The sequence below is a fragment of the Aeribacillus sp. FSL M8-0235 genome, assembly GCF_038000355.1.
Taxonomy (GTDB): Bacteria; Bacillota; Bacilli; order Bacillales; family Aeribacillaceae; genus Aeribacillus; species Aeribacillus composti.
On sequence record NZ_JBBOBW010000001.1, the window covers coordinates 95,123 to 113,122 of the forward strand.

Genomic DNA, 18,000 nt, shown 5'->3' on the forward strand with positions numbered 1-18,000 from the left:
CCGTCCTTATTGATGACCAATGATACAATGATAAAAAAATCTGTTGACAAAGTAAAAATTTAAGGATATTATAAAAAAGTCGTCTTTTTTTCAACATGATCTTTGAAAACTGAACAAAACGAAAAGCGTGCCTGTTGATTCTGACAAGAGCATTTGGTGACAAACTTTTTTTGGAGAGTTTGATCCTGGCTCAGGACGAACGCTGGCGGCGTGCCTAATACATGCAAGTCGAGCGGACCGAAGGGAGCTTGCTCCTTTAGGTTAGCGGCGGACGGGTGAGTAACACGTGGGCAACCTGCCCTGCAGACTGGGATAACTTCGGGAAACCGGAGCTAATACCGGATAACACCGAAAACCGCATGGTTTTCGGTTGAAAGGCGGCTTTTAGCTGTCACTGCAGGATGGGCCCGCGGCGCATTAGCTAGTTGGTGAGGTAACGGCTCACCAAGGCGACGATGCGTAGCCGACCTGAGAGGGTGACCGGCCACACTGGGACTGAGACACGGCCCAGACTCCTACGGGAGGCAGCAGTAGGGAATCTTCCGCAATGGACGAAAGTCTGACGGAGCAACGCCGCGTGAGCGAAGAAGGTCTTCGGATCGTAAAGCTCTGTTGTCAGGGAAGAACAAGTACCGTTCGAACAGGGCGGTACCTTGACGGTACCTGACGAGGAAGCCACGGCTAACTACGTGCCAGCAGCCGCGGTAATACGTAGGTGGCAAGCGTTGTCCGGAATTATTGGGCGTAAAGCGCGCGCAGGCGGTTCCTTAAGTCTGATGTGAAATCTCGCGGCTCAACCGCGAGCGGCCATTGGAAACTGGGGAACTTGAGTGCAGGAGAGGGGAGCGGAATTCCACGTGTAGCGGTGAAATGCGTAGAGATGTGGAGGAACACCAGTGGCGAAGGCGGCTCTCTGGCCTGTAACTGACGCTGAGGCGCGAAAGCGTGGGGAGCGAACAGGATTAGATACCCTGGTAGTCCACGCCGTAAACGATGAGTGCTAAGTGTTAGAGGGTATCCACCCTTTAGTGCTGCAGCAAACGCATTAAGCACTCCGCCTGGGGAGTACGGCCGCAAGGCTGAAACTCAAAGGAATTGACGGGGACCCGCACAAGCGGTGGAGCATGTGGTTTAATTCGAAGCAACGCGAAGAACCTTACCAGGTCTTGACATCCCCTGACAACCCTAGAGATAGGGCGTTCCCCTTTCGGGGACAGGGTGACAGGTGGTGCATGGTTGTCGTCAGCTCGTGTCGTGAGATGTTGGGTTAAGTCCCGCAACGAGCGCAACCCTTGACCTTAGTTGCCAGCATTCAGTTGGGCACTCTAAGGTGACTGCCGGCTAAAAGTCGGAGGAAGGTGGGGATGACGTCAAATCATCATGCCCCTTATGACCTGGGCTACACACGTGCTACAATGGGTGGTACAAAGGGCAGCGAAACCGCGAGGTGGAGCGAATCCCAAAAAACCACTCTCAGTTCGGATTGCAGGCTGCAACTCGCCTGCATGAAGCCGGAATCGCTAGTAATCGCGGATCAGCATGCCGCGGTGAATACGTTCCCGGGTCTTGTACACACCGCCCGTCACACCACGAGAGTTTGTAACACCCGAAGTCGGTGGGGTAACCCTTACGGGAGCCAGCCGCCGAAGGTGGGACAAATGATTGGGGTGAAGTCGTAACAAGGTAGCCGTATCGGAAGGTGCGGCTGGATCACCTCCTTTCTAAGGATATATACATTGAAATAGGGTGCGCTTTTCCGTTTTGTTTAGTTTTGAAGGATCATATCCTTCTTGATTGTTCTTTGAAAACTGGATAACGGAAAGACATTCACGAATAGATCGCTCATGTTAGGAAGAAACGGTTAAGTTAGAAAGGGCGCACGGTGGATGCCTTGGCACTAGGAGCCGATGAAGGACGGGACAAACACCGAAATGCTTCGGGGAGCTGTAAGTAAGCGTCGATCCGGAGATGTCCGAATGGGGGAACCCACTGCCCGTAATGGGGCAGTATCCATACCTGAATCCATAGGGTATGGAGGGCAACCCGGGGAACTGAAACATCTAAGTACCCGGAGGAAGAGAAAGCAACAGCGATTCCCTGAGTAGCGGCGAGCGAAACGGGAACAGCCCAAACCAAGAGGCGTGCCTCTTGGGGTTGTAGGACACTCGATTAAGGAGTGACAAAGGAACGGGGTAGACGAAGAGGTCTGGAAAGGCCCGTCAGAGAAGGTAACAACCCTGTAGTCGAAACTCCGTTCCCTCCCGAGTGGATCCTGAGTACGGCGGGACACGTGAAATCCCGTCGGAAGCAGGGAGGACCATCTCCCAAGGCTAAATACTCCCTAGTGACCGATAGTGAACCAGTACCGTGAGGGAAAGGTGAAAAGCACCCCGGGAGGGGAGTGAAAGAGAACCTGAAACCGTGTGCCTACAAGTAGTCAGAGCCCGTTAACGGGTGATGGCGTGCCTTTTGTAGAATGAACCGGCGAGTTGCGATTTCGTGCAAGGTTAAGCCGAAAGGCGGAGCCGCAGCGAAAGCGAGTCTGAAGAGGGCGAAATAGTACGAGGTCGCAGACCCGAAACCAGGTGATCTACCCATGTCCAGGGTGAAGGCAAGGTAACACTTGCTGGAGGCCCGAACCCACGCACGTTGAAAAGTGCGGGGATGAGGTGTGGGTAGGGGTGAAATGCCAATCGAACTTGGAGATAGCTGGTTCTCTCCGAAATAGCTTTAGGGCTAGCCTCAAGGGAAGAGTCTTGGAGGTAGAGCACTGATTGGACGAGGGGCCCCCATCGGGTTACCGAATTCAGTCAAACTCCGAATGCCAATGACTTATCCTTGGGAGTCAGACTGCGAGTGATAAGATCCGTGGTCAAAAGGGAAACAGCCCAGACCGCCAGCTAAGGTCCCAAAGTATACGTTAAGTGGAAAAGGATGTGGAGCTGCTTAGACAACCAGGATGTTGGCTTAGAAGCAGCCACCATTTAAAGAGTGCGTAATAGCTCACTGGTCGAGTGGCTCTGCGCCGAAAATGTACCGGGGCTAAACGTATCACCGAAGCTGCGGGTTGACACCGTTGGTGTCAGCGGTAGGAGAGCGTTCTAAGGGCATCGAAGCCGGACCGGAAGGACCGGTGGAGCGCTTAGAAGTGAGAATGCCGGTATGAGTAGCGAAAGAGGGGTGAGAATCCCCTCCGCCGAAAGCCTAAGGTTTCCTGAGGAAGGCTCGTCCGCTCAGGGTTAGTCGGGACCTAAGCCGAGGCCGAAAGGCGTAGGTGATGGACAACAGGTTGATATTCCTGTACCACCTCCTCACCGTTTGAGCAATGGGGGGACGCAGGAGGATAGGGCAAGCGCGCGGCTGGATGTGCGCGTCCAAGCAGTTAGGCTGGCAAGCAGGCAAATCCGCTTGCCGGAAGGCTGAGCTGTGATGGCGAGGGAAAGGAAGTACCGAAGTTCCCGATTCCACACTGCCAAGAAAAGCCTCTAGCGAGGTGAGAGGTGCCCGTACCGCAAACCGACACAGGTAGGCGAGGAGAGAATCCTAAGGTGAGCGAGAGAACTCTCGTTAAGGAACTCGGCAAAATGACCCCGTAACTTCGGGAGAAGGGGTGCTCATCAAGGTGATAAGCCATGATGAGCCGCAGTGAAAAGGCCCAGGCGACTGTTTAGCAAAAACACAGGTCTCTGCGAAACCGTAAGGTGAAGTATAGGGGCTGACGCCTGCCCGGTGCTGGAAGGTTAAGGGGAGCGCTTAAGCTGTAGCTGAAGGTGCGAACCGAAGCCCCAGTAAACGGCGGCCGTAACTATAACGGTCCTAAGGTAGCGAAATTCCTTGTCGGGTAAGTTCCGACCCGCACGAAAGGCGTAACGATCTGGGCACTGTCTCAACGAGAGACTCGGTGAAATTATAGTACCTGTGAAGATGCAGGTTACCCGCGACAGGACGGAAAGACCCCGTGGAGCTTTACTGCAGCCTGATATTGAATGTGGGTACAGCTTGTACAGGATAGGTAGGAGCCAGAGACGCGTGAGCGCCAGCTTGCGCTGAGGCGACGGTGGGATACTACCCTGGCTGTACTGACATTCTAACCCGCGCCCCTGATCGGGGCGGGAGACAGTGTCAGGTGGGCAGTTTGACTGGGGCGGTCGCCTCCTAAAAGGTAACGGAGGCGCCCAAAGGTTCCCTCAGAATGGTTGGAAATCATTCGGAGAGTGCAAAGGCAGAAGGGAGCTTGACTGCGAGACCTACAAGTCGAGCAGGGACGAAAGTCGGGCTTAGTGATCCGGTGGTTCCGCATGGAAGGGCCATCGCTCAACGGATAAAAGCTACCCCGGGGATAACAGGCTGATCTCCCCCAAGAGTCCACATCGACGGGGAGGTTTGGCACCTCGATGTCGGCTCATCGCATCCTGGGGCTGTAGTCGGTCCCAAGGGTTGGGCTGTTCGCCCATTAAAGCGGTACGCGAGCTGGGTTCAGAACGTCGTGAGACAGTTCGGTCCCTATCCGTCGCGGGCGCAGGAAATTTGAGAGGAGCTGTCCTTAGTACGAGAGGACCGGGATGGACGCACCGCTGGTGTACCAGTTGTCCCGCCAGGGGCATCGCTGGGTAGCTATGTGCGGAAGGGATAAGCGCTGAAAGCATCTAAGCGTGAAGCCCCCCTCAAGATGAGATTTCCCATCGCTAAAAGCGAGTAAGATCCCTTGAAGATGACGAGGTAGATAGGTCCGAGGTGGAAGCGTGGTGACACGTGGAGCTGACGGATACTAATCGATCGAGGACTTAACCAAGTAAGAGCATCTATTCGTGAAGGAACCGTTATCTAGTTTTGAAAGAATGACATTCCGATGTCATTTGACAACAGGAAGGAAAACAGAAAAGGCTGCTTGGTGGCAATGGCGAAGAGGTCACACCCGTTCCCATCCCGAACACGGAAGTTAAGCTCTTCAGCGCCGATGGTAGTGAGGGTTTGTCCCTTGTGAGAGTAGGACGCTGCCAGGCTGCCTTTATTTAATTGTTTTTAGGAGGATTAGCTCAGCTGGGAGAGCACTTGCCTTACAAGCAAGGGGTCGGCGGTTCGATCCCGTCATCCTCCACCATCTTGCATGCTCGTGCAGCTCAATTGGAGAGCATGTTCTGTCTTCTTTGATTATACTTCAGCGTACTACATTGAGATTCTTCTTAAGCAAGCTTACTTTCATTGGAATAACAATTTAAGCAAAGGCAAAAACTGAGTATTGAAGTTGTTATTATGCCGGTGTAGCTCAATTGGCAGAGCAACTGACTTGTAATCAGTAGGTTGGGGGTTCGATTCCTCTCGCCGGCATCATTTTAGTTGTTTTATTATGAATATGTCTTTCAATCAGTTGTTATACAAGCAATGCTTCATCAAATTTGTGACAGGTTGTTTTGCCCTGATGTCATTGATCGTCCTCCAAATAGTTAAGACAGAAGAGACAGCTGAAAAAATATTTTTGATCATGAGCCATTAGCTCAGTCGGTAGAGCAACGAGCAAGGCTTCATCGAATAAGCGACGAGTTGTCCCGACGCATCCAGTATCCTCGAAAAGACTGGCAGAGGAAGGGACATCTGACAAATTTAAAATGAATTAGAAGAATAAGTTTTTTTATGAGCCATTAGCTCAGTCGGTAGAGCAACGAGCAAGGCTTCATCGAATAAGCGACGAGTTGTCCCGACGCATCCAACATCCTCGAAAAGACTGGCAGAGGAAGGGACATCTGACAAATGAAAAATGGATTAGAAGAAAAAAATTTTTTATGAGCCATTAGCTCAGTCGGTAGAGCAACGAGCAAGGCTTCATCGAATAGGCGACGAGTTGTCCCGACGCATCCAGCATCCTCGAAAAGACTGGCAGAGGAAGGGACATCTGACAAATGAAAAATGGATTAGGAGAAAAAAATTTTTTATGAGCCATTAGCTCAGTCGGTAGAGCATCTGACTTTTAATCAGAGGGTCGGAGGTTCGAATCCTCCATGGCTCACCATTTTGACGCGGGTGTGGCGGAATTGGCAGACGCACTAGAATCAGGATCTAGCGCCTTTATGGCGTGGGGGTTCAAGTCCCTCCACCCGCATCATATGCGGAAGTAGTTCAGTGGTAGAACACCACCTTGCCAAGGTGGGGGTCGCGGGTTCGAATCCCGTCTTCCGCTTTTCTCTGCCGGGGTGGCGGAATTGGCAGACGCACAGGACTTAAAATCCTGCGGTAGGTGACTACCGTACCGGTTCAAGTCCGGTCCTCGGCACCATATTGGCGCCCGTAGCTCAATTGGATAGAGCGTTTGACTACGGATCAAAAGGTTAGGGGTTCGACTCCTCTCGGGCGCGCCATATACGGGAAGTAGCTCAGCTTGGTAGAGCACATGGTTTGGGACCATGGGGTCGCAGGTTCGAATCCTGTCTTCCCGACCAGGAATTTAAAGGGGCCTTAGCTCAGCTGGGAGAGCGCCTGCTTTGCACGCAGGAGGTCAGCGGTTCGATCCCGCTAGGCTCCATCCAAATATTTATTTATACAACCAATTCCAATAATCCGCTGAACCTTAGGGAGATTCCTAAGGTTTTTTTTTATGTGCGCCCGGCATGTACATGAACTATAGGTCTAAAAGATCATGGGCATCATCGTAATCGGTCAACTTATAGAAATCTCGAAATAGTTCCTTTAAATAGTAAGCACAAGCAAGTTCTGGGTACTCTTCTAAGATTTCTTCCAAGCGTGCTTTCTGATGATCCTGTAGTGATTCATATCCTTTCAACAGGAGGAACCTTGCTTTTTTTAGTTTTGCAAATCCTTTTCTAACTTTGTCTAAGGCTTGTGTGACTTTTTGAACAACATGGTATTTATCAATGACGATCGTCGCTAAAGGAAAGACGGATTGAATCGCTTTATGATAAGGCTCCCACATGTCCAAAACGATGGTTTGAACCGTTTGGGAGGAAAGGACATTCTGATGGAATAGTTGAATGGTGGAATCACAATCTCGGTCTTTATGCATTCCGATGACACAGCCTAATTTCGCCTCTGTCAAAACGGTTTCGTATCGATGACCTTTTCGTACAGACACCTCATCTAAACTTAAAACCAGTTCATCCTTATCTAAAGCTTCATGAATTTGTTTTTGATGAAGGGCAGCTTTTTCTTGAGCGACCGAGTAGTAAATTCTCTCTAAGGTCGAATACGGAATCTTTTGTTTTCGACTTACATCTTGTATAGTTGTATCCTGACATAATTCAAACAAGTATTCACGATACCTATTCGTTTGGTGTTTATTAGGTTGAATCGACTCATAAGGCTCCGAGAATACCGATTGACAATTTTGGCATTGATATCGTTTGACCAGCACAAATAAACACACAGAATGATTGAGAATAGGAAGATCACGAACCTTTCTTGTCCTCCTGTCATGGACATAAGAAGTCATAAATCCACAATAAGGACAACGTTCCTCATGACACTTTTTTTGAACATGAACAAAATATTGATTGGAGAAAGAAAGTTGTTTAATCACTTCAAACTCTGGCAATTCTAGTGATATAGAAAGCACTTACGAAACCTCCTTATGTTTGTCTGGTAGCTAACATTATTGCCAGGTTTTCGTAAGTGTTTTCTTCTTTTTTGCCAAAATCACAAAAAGTGGTGATGAATCAAAAAAATATCATCGATTCCAAAAAGGCGCTATTATTGTGTATGTTTTTAATCGTAATAAATGCTCTAGTTTTATTCATTAATTTCAATTCACTATAAAAAACGATTCAGAGGAACTTGGATAAAATTTTCTTCATTCTTGAATATATGAGAGGATAGGAAAATGGGTAATGAAATAAAAATGTATTTTTCTCATCACAAACCAATTTATGTTATACTTGCTGCAATCATGATAGGATGCGGACTGCAATATTTCATACTTAGCAATGAGAATATGAAGTCTGTACAGGATGCTTTATCGGAAGAATCGGAGTCATTGATTTTCCAAAGCTTCTCTGTCGATATCATTGCCCTAATTGCCTTGCTATATTATATTTTTTGCTCTGCTGCTTCAATCATGAAAGATGGAGTTTTTGAAAAAAATAAAAGCACCCGTAAAATGATTTTACATAAAATATACGCTTCTTATTTGTTCGTATTTATTTGCAACGGAATCATTGTATTATCGACTAGCATAATCGTTATCATACTTTATGGATTTCATCATGATATTTTTTATCATGCATTGTTATTACTTATTGCGAAGTCCTATACCGCAATTTTTTATGTAACATGATCTATGTTTTTGGCTGTTCTATTCAAAAAGTATATGTTTATTTTTACCATACTTTTTGTTGTGGAGATTGCCAAAATTGCGGTTTTTGCATTTCTGCGTAAATTTGCTGTTTTTGATTACGTTATATTCAATCATTTAGATATTTCTTCTTATTTCCATTTGCCGTCTTCGGGAATTGATAAGGGATATAACATATTATTTTCCATTGCCATATATTTAGCGTATATATTCCTTCTGCAAGCTTTGAGTGTTTATATATTCAACAAGAAAAGAGAGCGTGTAACCGATTAATTAACATTTATCGTTGTTATGGATGACATTATCACCATTGTAAAGATTTTGAAAAAGGCCGTTTAGCTCGCTAGGCTCTGTTAAAAATACTTTGGCTTCATATCAAAAGAAAAGAAAAGTCAGACCTGTTCTCTTTTGTCCATTATATGATTAACTGAATATACCAATGGAAAATTTCCGTTTCATAAAAATATGAAAGCACGGCTCCAATGCTTATGAAAGGTCCGAATGGTATCGCCGATTTACGGCTTAATTGTTTCGCGATGATGCCAAATAGACCGAATAATGCACCAATCAAGGTAGACAGGAAAAAAGCTAATAACACTCCTTTAAGACCTAAAGCATATCCTAAAACAGCAAATAGTTTAATATCTCCGCCTCCCATTCCGCCATTGCTTACAATGGCAATGATATAAAGAAGGATAAAACCGACAGTCATTCCAATTATCGAATCATACCAAGGATGAAGCGGAATCCAGATCCGCAGGAAAATAAATAGAACGAAGAAAAAGATTAAAATTCGATTCGGAATCAATTTGTAAGATAAATCACTCACCGTAATAATGATAAGAAGTGAAACAAAGGGTAGTGCTACTAAAAGCTCCTTGCTAAATCCAATTTTGTAAAAACTAAAAACAAATAGTAAACCTGTGATCAGCTCCATCACTGGGTAAATAGCCGAAATCGGAACACGGCAGCTGCGGCATTTTCCTTTTTGAAGCAAGTATGAAAAGATGGGTATTAATTCATACCAGGATAAGAAATGGCCACAATGCGGGCAGTGCGACCTCGGCTGAACGATTGAGCGTTTTTTCGGGATGCGAAGACCGACAACATTAAAAAAAGACCCGAAAATGATTCCGATAACAAAGAAAAAAAGGTAAACGAAAACCATTGCCAAACTCCTCGTACATTAGTATTTAGGGCTGTTTTTACCATTTTGCGATTCCTTATTTGTTTCTGATGACCTGAATCCGTGATGAATTGAAATCGACTTTGATTTTGTTGTAATTTTGATGGATTGATAATCCATAAAACCCTTTTTATGCTTATGACCTATGTCATCTCTATTTCCGAAAATGGAACAAATCTCTTTTTTAGGTATACGAACCAAAAAAATAGACAAAAAAGCACAGGGAGTGACGTTGGACATCAGCGCTCGAACATTCGTTCGTTATCTTGCCTCTCTCCATTTCTGATAGACGTTCAGTAGGGGCTCGCTATAGCCACTCCTTCGCGTCAGTTTCATCCAGATCTGTCGTGATCGACGGACGAGTCGCCCTGCCATCGTGATCACCGTCTGAATAATCGTCTTGATGCGGCGGCGTTTCACTTTGTGGTGCAACGGATGTCTCGGATCGCTTAATAGATCTTGTCCAATCAGACGAAGAAGATTGTAAACGAAGGCTCCCATGACCAACACGAGCGCATTCGTTTTCATCTTCCCAGATGGAAGCCGCTCTAAATCTAAGTCGCTCTTCAGTTCGCTATGAAACTGTTCGCATGTCGCATGGTCATGATACAACGCGAGCACATCGCTCATTCGAACATGCTCGTATCCTTTGAGCCGCACCCAATAGCTTTCCACTTCATAATCAGGAACGAGCATCAGCTGTCCATTGCGTTCCATCGTCCGTTCCGTCACTTGGGTGACTTGAACGTACGTATACGTGTTTCCATCGATCGCTGCCTTCTGTGGAAGGCATAGCTCATAGGTTTGTACTCCTTCGCTTTGTCCATCATCGACACGTTTGCCCTTTTGCGAAGCGATCTGGAACCAAAGCGCTGTCGATTCTCGGCGTAAGTTTCGCTTGATGACAAAGTCCACGTCTTCCTTTAGGCATACGTGCACATTCGCTTCTGCATCGTTTCCTGCATCCATGCGAACAAGCAGACGAGATGAAGTCAGTTGACGAGCTCGACGGATAGCGGTGACTAAAAACGAGGGCATGTTGTCTTGCACATGTTGTTTCCCTGGACGCAACTCGGCATGAACGAGATACCCTTCCTTCCCTGCATACGCAAACAACGGTGTAAAACCGTCAAATCCTTTATACGTTCGACTGACTCCTTCTTTTTTCGTATCGGAGTTGTCAAATGGGGAACCATCTATATCAAGGGGAAGCCATGTCGTCTTTCCTTTGGTCCAACAAGGGGACAAAGTGGCATGTCGTTGAATCAACAGACGTATGGACTCCTCCCAAAGAATCGTTTCGGTCATCGGAAGACAAGCGAGCTGATCGAGTCGTTGTCGCAAGGTTGGAGAGGAAGGCACGTGCTGAATCCCCATCGATGCCGAAAAGATATCGTCCTGACGATACGCTTCGATATGATCGAAATCCGTTTTTCCTGTGGCAAGCAAGCCAATCATCGAGCGAATGACATCGCTATGGGAAATGTGCACTTCTCGACGAACCGTTGGAAGCCGAAGTGCGTTTACCCGTTTATCCAGTTTCGTTCGATGGAGTAAGTAGCCAACGAGAGCAAGCCCAGCACTTGGGGTAATCGCTTCATCTGTCAATACAAACCGAATCGGGAAATCTTTCATCACATCACCTACTTGATGAAGAATCGTCAACGTCGTTTTCCCTTATCGTATCAACGGTTTGCGACCATTGTAAAGATGTTTTGTCACGGATTCAGGTTAGAGTTTGTACAACTCTTTACTTGTTCAATTAATTGTGGTGCGACATCCCCATCGTTGATATGAGCAGGGGTTACTTCAATCGCCATTGGTAATTCACTTTTGGTGTCAACGGAAAGATGCATCTTATAGCCAAACCAAGTAATTTTATTACCGAAGGAATCAAACTTTGCCCCCCAATTGGCGTTGCCTGTTTGTTCACTTCGCTTCTTAGGCTGCTTCTTTTCGTAAGCATCAATGGCGGCACTGTCGATAGCCTGATGTTTTCCATCAATTACTCCTTCCTCTTGAGCTAACTGGACGAGATCTTGAAAGATTCTTTTCACGAGTCCAGTTTTGGTTAGTGAAGAAAATACTCGGCTAAGAGTAGAGATGGATGGTGCAGGCCTGCTAATATCTAAACCACATTGGTAACGAAAACGCAGGTCATTTTTCAATCGATTGTGAAGAGAAGTAAAAGTATCAATACCTTCTAATGGGGCAGCGATAAGAGCCCTTAATATCCCTTCTTTGGAATGTCCTTCAGCCCCTTGGGGTGAAGAACTTTTCAATTGTTTAGCATAAGGACGCAAATCTAGAGCACTAAAAAAGATCGGTAATTTCTCTTTTGACTCTAAAATTTGCAATTCTTCAAAGGAAAATAGACTTTCTTGTAGAATATACAAAGTGACTTCCTCCTTGTGGATTTTTGTGGTTTGGTCACTTCAAAATTCTACAAATAAGGGGTGAAGTCCTTTTTTATGCTTTAGAAAACCTTATGGCTCTTGGGTTGAAAAATGTACAAAATGCTCATGTAAAAAAGTATGGACGAAACGATTATTCGCTGCAATGCGGTTTGAGAAGCTCAAGCCTCTTTTATCCTCTTGTAAATGGAAATTTACAACAAACAGACAAAACAGCTTAAAACAGAACGAACAAAAACGACAAATTTACGAACAACTAAGAGCTCGCTTCTTCTGAAGATCCTCCGCATCTATTGCAATCAAGCTCGCTTTCTTTAAAACCTTCAATCGGAGTATAATTAATTGATCGCTACTTCAGAAGCATAAACTGTTCCATTCTTGAAGCATATGAGCAGTGAAAGCTTCGTTTGATTTTAAAGCCAGCTCTAAAAGTGCTTTTTTGTTTCATATCATTCTTAGTCTCATACTCAAGAACAATTGAATATTGAGCACTGTTCATCGCATATAATGGGAAAGTATAATACTGTATCATTTCAAAATTCATATATGGCCAAAACAGAAAAAGTCATTTGGATGGTAAGGAGGAATGATAATGCCTGAGGAATGGCAAATTATGTTGATTCGCATTGTTTTAGCAGTCATTTTAAGTGGATTTATTGGCCTTGAACGAGAATTTAAACGGCATCCAGCAGGCTTTCGCACGCATTTGTTAGTTGGTGTCGGCTCCTGCATGATGATGCTGCTGTCTCTTTATGGCTTTGAAGAATATATGGATCGTTATGAAAATATTCGTTTTGACCCAGCAAGAATTCCTTCTTATGTCATTAGCGGCATTGGTTTTTTAGGTGCTGGAACGATATTAGTGAGAGGGGTTACGGTAAGAGGATTAACGACGGCAGCCTCGATTTGGGTTGTTGCAGGACTTGGCCTTGTTGTTGGGGCAGGAATGTATCCGTTGGCGATTTTTTCTACCTTGATTGTATTGTTGAGTTTGATCTTTCTCAATAAGGTGGAGGCTTTTTTTGCTGAGAAGTCAAGCAAAAAATGGATACAAGTTAGTCTTCCAGAAGATGATTTGGTGGAATTTACTCGGAAACTTGAACAATTAAATATTTCTGTTTATAAAATTCATTTTACATTGTCAAAGCCAAAAGAAACTAAACATGCGAAGCGTTCATATTTACTTGAAATTGGCCTTCCAAAAGATGAAATGCCTGAAATCATAAACGAATTATTGAAATTTCAAGAAGTTAAAAAAGTTTTTTAAAGAGCGGGTTTTTTCCATATTGTAAATGGCAATATTATTAGTGAGCTTTTTTGTTGAAATGACACAAAAAAAAATTTATATTATAATTAAGGTCAAATATAGTCAAAGTCAAGTGACTAGTTGTTATCGTTTAGGAAATAAGCATTACGTAAACATCTTGCCTCCTATCCCTCAAGGATATTGCACATTTCTTGAGCGTTTTGCAATTCCAATCAAAAAGTTGAAGGAGGTGTTTTTCGAGGTGCGGAATATATCTGATATTATCGAGCAATATTTAAAGCATGTATTAGATTCTAGCGGAAAAGAAATTGTTGAAATTAAAAGAAGTGAAATTGCGGATAAATTTCAATGTGTTCCATCGCAAATCAATTACGTGATCAACACTCGTTTTACAATTGAACGGGGTTACATTGTCGAAAGCAAAAGGGGTGGAGGCGGTTATATCCGAATTATGAAAATTCGAATCAATGACCGTATCCAGCTGATCAATCAAATTTTAAATGCCATTGGTAAAAGGCTGTCACAATCGTCGGCGGAGGATATTATTTTGAGATTGGCTGATGAAGAGGTTATTTCAGAAAGAGAAGCGAAAATTATGTTGAGCGTAATTGATCGGTCTGTTTTATATATTGATTTGCCTGATCGAGACGAATTGAGGGCAAGGATGATGAAGGCGATGCTCACCTCGTTAAAATATAAGTGAGGATGTGATGGACGATGATTTGTCAAGAATGTCATGAAAGGCCCGCTACTTTCCACTTTACAAAAATTATCAACGGCGAAAAGACTGAAGTGCATATATGTGAAAAATGTGCACAGGAAAAAAGTGATGTATTCATATTCAATATGAATCCAGGCTTTTCTATAAACAACTTATTGTCCGGATTATTAAATATGGACAGCGCCATTAGCAGCCAAGGGCAAAATGTTTTCAAGAAAAATCAGGTCATTCAATGTGAGAAATGTAATATGACGTTTGATCAATTTACGAAAATTGGTAAATTCGGGTGCTCCCATTGTTACAAAACATTTTATCACCAAATTACTCCGATTTTAAAACGTGTTCATGGCGGGAATACAACTCACGGCGGTAAAGTACCGAAACGGACCGGTGGAAGTATTCATTTGAAAAAGCGCCTGAAAATGCTTAAACAGGAACTGCAAGAATTAATTGCGAAAGAGGAATTCGAAAGAGCAGCTCAAGTTCGGGATGAAATTCGGTCCATTGAAGCGAAGATAAATGGACGGAACGAAAGGGGAGTATGACATGTCCTTTCAAAAATTTATTCGTTCAGCCATGAGCCCTTGGATGAATCAAGAAGGACCTGATTCCGATATTGTGCTGAGCAGCCGAGTCAGATTGGCGCGAAATATAGAAAATATCAGCTTCCCTACCATTATGTCGAATGAAGAAGCCTTGGCTGTTTTAAATACATTTGAAGAATCATTTTCACAAAGAGTGTTTGACGGTTTAGGGACATTCGTGCTGCTGAAAATGAATGAACTTCAGCCTATTCAAAAACGCGTACTTGTAGAGAAGCATTTGATTAGTCCTTATTTAATGGAAGAATCAGCACTTGGAGGGTGCCTTTTATCTGAAAACGAAGAAGTGAGCATTATGATAAACGAGGAGGATCATATTAGAATTCAATGTTTGTTCCCGGGCCTTCAGCTAAAAGAAGCGTTGAAAATGGCAATGAATCTTGACGATTGGATTGAGGAAAAAGTAGATTATGCATTTGATGAACATAGGGGCTACTTAACTAGCTGTCCAACAAATGTCGGTACCGGCTTGCGGGCTTCCGTGATGATGCACCTTCCAGGACTTGTCTTAACACAGCAGATTAACCAAATTATACCTGCTATCAATCAATTAGGATTGGTTGTGAGAGGTCGGTACGGAGAAGGAAGTGAAGCGATAGGTAATATATTCCAAATTTCGAACCAAATTACGCTAGGCAAATCAGAAGATGATATTGTCGATGATTTAATAGGTGTTGTCGGGCAATTAATTGCTCAAGAACGGGCTGCAAGAGATGCTTTATATAAAACGAATCCGCATCATCTAGAAGACCGTGTATATCGTTCCTACGGCACTCTCAAATACAGCAGGATTATTCCATCGAAAGAAGCAATTCAATGTTTATCAGATGTGCGCTTAGGAATTGACCTAGGAATTATTCAAAATGTTCCACGCAGTGTTTTAAATGAGCTTATGATTTTAATTCAGCCCGGATTTCTGCAACAATATTCAGGAGGAGTTCTACGGCCGAATGAACGGGATATTCGCAGGGCAACATTAATTCGTGAAAGGCTTCAATTAGAAAGGAAGCAAAGGGAGGATGATGAACAATGATGTTTGGGAGATTTACGGAACGGGCGCAAAAAGTGCTTGCTTTAGCTCAGGAAGAAGCTGTACGACTCGGACATAACAATATCGGCACAGAGCACATATTGCTTGGGCTCGTGCGCGAAGGAGAAGGAATTGCCGCTAAAGCGCTTCACGCTTTAGGATTAAGTCCAGAAAAAATCCAAAATGAAGTGGAAAGCCTGATAGGACGGGGGCAAGAAATTTCACAAACGATCCATTACACACCGAGAGCAAAGAAAGTCATTGAACTGTCAATGGATGAAGCAAGAAAATTAGGACATTCTTATGTCGGAACAGAACATATCCTATTGGGATTAATTCGAGAAGGCGAGGGAGTTGCTGCGCGTGTTTTAAACAATCTCGGAGTAAGCTTGAACAAAGCGCGTCAGCAAGTTTTACAGTTGTTAGGCAGCAATGAAGTATCCTCAAGCCACCAAGGAAGTTCGATGACAAACGCAAATACTCCGACGCTTGATAGTCTTGCGCGGGACTTAACGGCTGTTGCACGGGAGGGCGGACTTGATCCAGTCATCGGCCGAAGCAAAGAAATTCAGCGTGTCATCGAGGTTTTGAGCCGAAGAACAAAAAATAATCCTGTTTTAATAGGTGAACCTGGTGTTGGGAAAACTGCCATAGCAGAGGGACTTGCTCAGCAAATTGTGAATAATGAGGTTCCTGAAATTTTGAGAGATAAGCGCGTTATGACCCTTGATATGGGAACAGTTGTAGCTGGCACAAAATATAGAGGGGAATTTGAGGACCGCCTTAAAAAGGTAATGGATGAAATTCGCCAAGCAGGAAACATCATTTTATTTATTGACGAGCTTCATACACTGATCGGCGCAGGCGGGGCGGAAGGTGCAATTGATGCTTCCAACATTTTAAAACCTGCTTTGGCTCGGGGAGAATTGCAATGTATTGGGGCAACAACTTTGGATGAATACCGTAAATATATTGAAAAGGATGCTGCACTTGAACGGCGCTTCCAGCCAATCCAAGTCGACGAACCGTCCATTGAAGAGAGCATTCAAATTTTAAGAGGATTAAGAGACCGATATGAAGCACACCACCGGGTATCCATTTCCGATGAGGCGATTGAAGCTGCTGTTAAACTTTCAGATCGGTATATTTCCGATCGGTTCCTGCCTGATAAAGCAATTGACTTGATTGATGAAGCAGGCTCCAAAGTCCGTCTTCGTTCATTTGCAACACCTCCGAATTTAAAGGAATTGGAGCAAAAATTAGAAGAAGTGCGAAAAGAAAAAGAAGCTGCAGTCCAAAGCCAAGAATTTGAAAAAGCAGCTTCATTAAGAGATACAGAGCAGCGGCTCAGAGAGGAATTAGAGGAAACGAAAAAATCATGGAAGGAAAAACAAGGTCAAGAAAATTCTGAAGTGACCGTAGAGGATATTGCAATGGTTGTTTCAAGCTGGACGGGAATTCCGGTTGTTAAACTTGCCCAAACAGAATCAGAGCGGCTTTTGAATCTCGAAGAAATTTTACACTCGCGCGTTATTGGTCAAGAAGAAGCTGTCACTGCAGTCGCAAAAGCTGTCAGACGGGCACGTGCAGGCTTAAAAGATCCGAAGCGTCCGATCGGTTCATTTATCTTCTTAGGACCGACAGGTGTAGGGAAAACGGAATTAGCCCGTGCATTAGCTGAAGCAATGTTTGGTGACGAAGATGCTATGATTCGAATCGATATGTCAGAATATATGGAGAAGCATTCTACGTCAAGGCTCGTTGGTTCGCCTCCTGGATATGTAGGCTATGAAGAGGGAGGACAATTGACGGAAAAAGTGCGCCGCAAGCCATACTCAGTCGTATTATTGGATGAAATTGAAAAAGCTCATCCAGATGTGTTTAACATTTTGCTGCAGGTGCTTGAAGACGGAAGACTCACAGACTCAAAAGGGCGCACCGTTGATTTTCGAAATACGATTTTAATTATGACTTCAAATGTAGGGGCAAGCGAATTAAAACGGAATAAATATGTCGGCTTTAATGTTCAAGACGAAAATGAAAATTATAAAGATATGAAAAACAAAGTGATGGATGAACTGAAAAAAGCATTTCGTCCTGAATTTTTGAACCGGATTGACGAAATTATTGTGTTCCACTCTTTAGAGAAAAAACATTTGAAAGAAATTGTTTCGCTGATGGCGGATCAGCTGACAAAACGATTAAAAGAACAGGATATAGAACTCGAATTAACGGATCGTGCAAAAGAAAAGCTGGCTGAAGAGGGCTTTGACTTAGAATATGGAGCGCGTCCGTTGCGGAGAGCGATTCAAAAATATGTCGAAGATCGCTTATCAGAGGAATTATTGAAAGGTACGATCTCGCAAGGTCAAAAAGTTGTATTGGACGTGCAAAATAATGAATTTGTCGTAAAAACTGCAGAAAAGGTTCAATAATCCAATGGGCATACTGCTTCACGTATGCCCCTCTCTTTCATTCTAT

Annotated in this window: 8 protein-coding genes, 9 tRNA genes, 3 rRNA genes and 2 pseudogenes; 18 read left to right on the plus strand and 4 right to left on the minus strand. The window is 44.3% G+C overall.

The window, feature by feature from the left end:
• The first annotated feature begins 167 nt into the window (after positions 1 to 167).
• The 12 genes from NSQ71_RS00470 to NSQ71_RS00525 all read left to right on the plus strand — a co-directional run bounded on the left by NSQ71_RS00470 (position 168) and on the right by NSQ71_RS00525 (position 6,517).
• Positions 168 to 1,721: ribosomal RNA gene (locus tag NSQ71_RS00470) — 16S ribosomal RNA — on the plus strand.
• Positions 1,722 to 1,859: 138 nt separating this feature from the next.
• Positions 1,860 to 4,792, plus strand: a 23S ribosomal RNA gene (locus NSQ71_RS00475).
• 95 nt (positions 4,793 to 4,887) lie between these two features.
• Positions 4,888 to 5,003 (plus strand): 5S ribosomal RNA (gene rrf / locus NSQ71_RS00480).
• The 16S, 23S and 5S rRNA genes sit together here with 2 tRNA genes alongside, the layout of an rRNA operon.
• 22 nt (positions 5,004 to 5,025) lie before the next feature.
• Positions 5,026 to 5,101: transfer RNA gene (locus tag NSQ71_RS00485), tRNA-Val, on the plus strand.
• 154 nt (positions 5,102 to 5,255) lie between these two features.
• Positions 5,256 to 5,328: transfer RNA gene (locus NSQ71_RS00490), tRNA-Thr, on the plus strand.
• Positions 5,329 to 5,931: 603 nt separating this feature from the next.
• Positions 5,932 to 6,007: transfer RNA gene (locus NSQ71_RS00495), tRNA-Lys, on the plus strand.
• 7 nt (positions 6,008 to 6,014) lie between these two features.
• Positions 6,015 to 6,097, plus strand: a tRNA-Leu gene (locus tag NSQ71_RS00500).
• A gap of 6 nt (positions 6,098 to 6,103) precedes the next feature.
• Positions 6,104 to 6,175 (plus strand) — tRNA-Gly (locus tag NSQ71_RS00505).
• Between the two features lie 7 nt (positions 6,176 to 6,182).
• A tRNA-Leu gene (locus NSQ71_RS00510) sits at positions 6,183 to 6,271 on the plus strand.
• Between the two features lie 5 nt (positions 6,272 to 6,276).
• A tRNA-Arg gene (locus NSQ71_RS00515) sits at positions 6,277 to 6,353 on the plus strand.
• Between the two features lie 4 nt (positions 6,354 to 6,357).
• A tRNA-Pro gene (locus tag NSQ71_RS00520) sits at positions 6,358 to 6,434 on the plus strand.
• Positions 6,435 to 6,444: 10 nt separating this feature from the next.
• Positions 6,445 to 6,517 (plus strand) — tRNA-Ala (locus NSQ71_RS00525).
• A 102-nt stretch (positions 6,518 to 6,619) separates the two neighbouring features.
• Here the strand turns inward: NSQ71_RS00525 and NSQ71_RS00530 are convergent.
• A pseudogene (locus NSQ71_RS00530) lies at positions 6,620 to 7,564 on the minus strand (ISL3 family transposase); the annotation flags it as partial.
• A 264-nt stretch (positions 7,565 to 7,828) separates the two neighbouring features.
• On the opposite strand from NSQ71_RS00530, the gene NSQ71_RS00535 reads away from it, so the two are divergent.
• Positions 7,829 to 8,281, plus strand: a complete 453-nt coding sequence (locus NSQ71_RS00535; protein ID WP_340732294.1) for a hypothetical protein — start codon at positions 7,829 to 7,831, stop codon at positions 8,279 to 8,281.
• A gap of 433 nt (positions 8,282 to 8,714) precedes the next feature.
• On the opposite strand, the gene NSQ71_RS00540 is transcribed toward NSQ71_RS00535, so the two are convergent.
• The 3 genes and pseudogenes from NSQ71_RS00540 to NSQ71_RS00550 all read right to left on the minus strand — a co-directional run.
• Positions 8,715 to 9,467, minus strand: a complete 753-nt coding sequence (locus NSQ71_RS00540) for a prepilin peptidase (protein ID WP_340732297.1) — start codon at positions 9,465 to 9,467, stop codon at positions 8,715 to 8,717.
• A 279-nt stretch (positions 9,468 to 9,746) separates the two neighbouring features.
• Positions 9,747 to 11,120 (minus strand): IS1380-like element ISGsp2 family transposase, encoded by a 1,374-nt coding sequence (locus NSQ71_RS00545; protein ID WP_327847978.1) that lies wholly within the window; start codon positions 11,118 to 11,120, stop codon positions 9,747 to 9,749.
• A gap of 104 nt (positions 11,121 to 11,224) precedes the next feature.
• A pseudogene (locus NSQ71_RS00550) lies at positions 11,225 to 11,881 on the minus strand (transposase); the annotation flags it as partial.
• A gap of 610 nt (positions 11,882 to 12,491) precedes the next feature.
• On the opposite strand from NSQ71_RS00550, the gene NSQ71_RS00555 reads away from it, so the two are divergent.
• The 5 genes from NSQ71_RS00555 to clpC all read left to right on the plus strand — a co-directional run bounded on the left by NSQ71_RS00555 (position 12,492) and on the right by clpC (position 17,954).
• Positions 12,492 to 13,166 carry an MgtC/SapB family protein gene (locus NSQ71_RS00555; RefSeq protein WP_232515631.1) on the plus strand — a complete coding sequence of 225 codons (675 nt, stop codon included), beginning with the start codon at positions 12,492 to 12,494 and terminating at the stop codon, positions 13,164 to 13,166.
• A gap of 241 nt (positions 13,167 to 13,407) precedes the next feature.
• Positions 13,408 to 13,869, plus strand: coding sequence for a CtsR family transcriptional regulator (locus NSQ71_RS00560; RefSeq protein WP_063387474.1), 462 nt, complete (start codon positions 13,408 to 13,410; stop codon positions 13,867 to 13,869).
• A 14-nt stretch (positions 13,870 to 13,883) separates the two neighbouring features.
• Positions 13,884 to 14,432, plus strand: a complete 549-nt coding sequence (locus NSQ71_RS00565) for a UvrB/UvrC motif-containing protein (protein ID WP_063387128.1) — start codon at positions 13,884 to 13,886, stop codon at positions 14,430 to 14,432.
• 1 nt (position 14,433) lies between these two features.
• Positions 14,434 to 15,522 (plus strand): protein arginine kinase, encoded by a 1,089-nt coding sequence (locus tag NSQ71_RS00570; RefSeq protein WP_063387129.1) that lies wholly within the window; start codon positions 14,434 to 14,436, stop codon positions 15,520 to 15,522.
• Entirely contained in the window at positions 15,519 to 17,954 is a 2,436-nt protein-coding gene (gene clpC, locus NSQ71_RS00575; RefSeq protein ID WP_063387130.1) for an ATP-dependent protease ATP-binding subunit ClpC, read from the plus strand. Before NSQ71_RS00570 ends, clpC begins: the two co-directional genes overlap by 4 nt.
• Positions 17,955 to 18,000: the final 46 nt, after the last annotated feature.

Bases quoted from the DNA above. Each gene is read 5' to 3' on its own strand.
- NSQ71_RS00565 (WP_063387128.1), top strand. From the start codon at position 13,884: ATGATTTGTCAAGAATGTCATGAAAGGCCCGCTACTTTCCACTTTACA.
- NSQ71_RS00535 (WP_340732294.1), top strand. From the start codon at position 7,829: ATGGGTAATGAAATAAAAATGTATTTTTCTCATCACAAACCAATTTAT.
- NSQ71_RS00540 (WP_340732297.1), bottom strand. From the start codon at position 9,467: ATGGTTTTCGTTTACCTTTTTTTCTTTGTTATCGGAATCATTTTCGGG.
- NSQ71_RS00570 (WP_063387129.1), top strand. From the start codon at position 14,434: ATGTCCTTTCAAAAATTTATTCGTTCAGCCATGAGCCCTTGGATGAAT.
- clpC (WP_063387130.1), top strand. From the start codon at position 15,519: ATGATGTTTGGGAGATTTACGGAACGGGCGCAAAAAGTGCTTGCTTTA.
- NSQ71_RS00555 (WP_232515631.1), top strand. From the start codon at position 12,492: ATGCCTGAGGAATGGCAAATTATGTTGATTCGCATTGTTTTAGCAGTC.
- NSQ71_RS00545 (WP_327847978.1), bottom strand. From the start codon at position 11,120: ATGAAAGATTTCCCGATTCGGTTTGTATTGACAGATGAAGCGATTACC.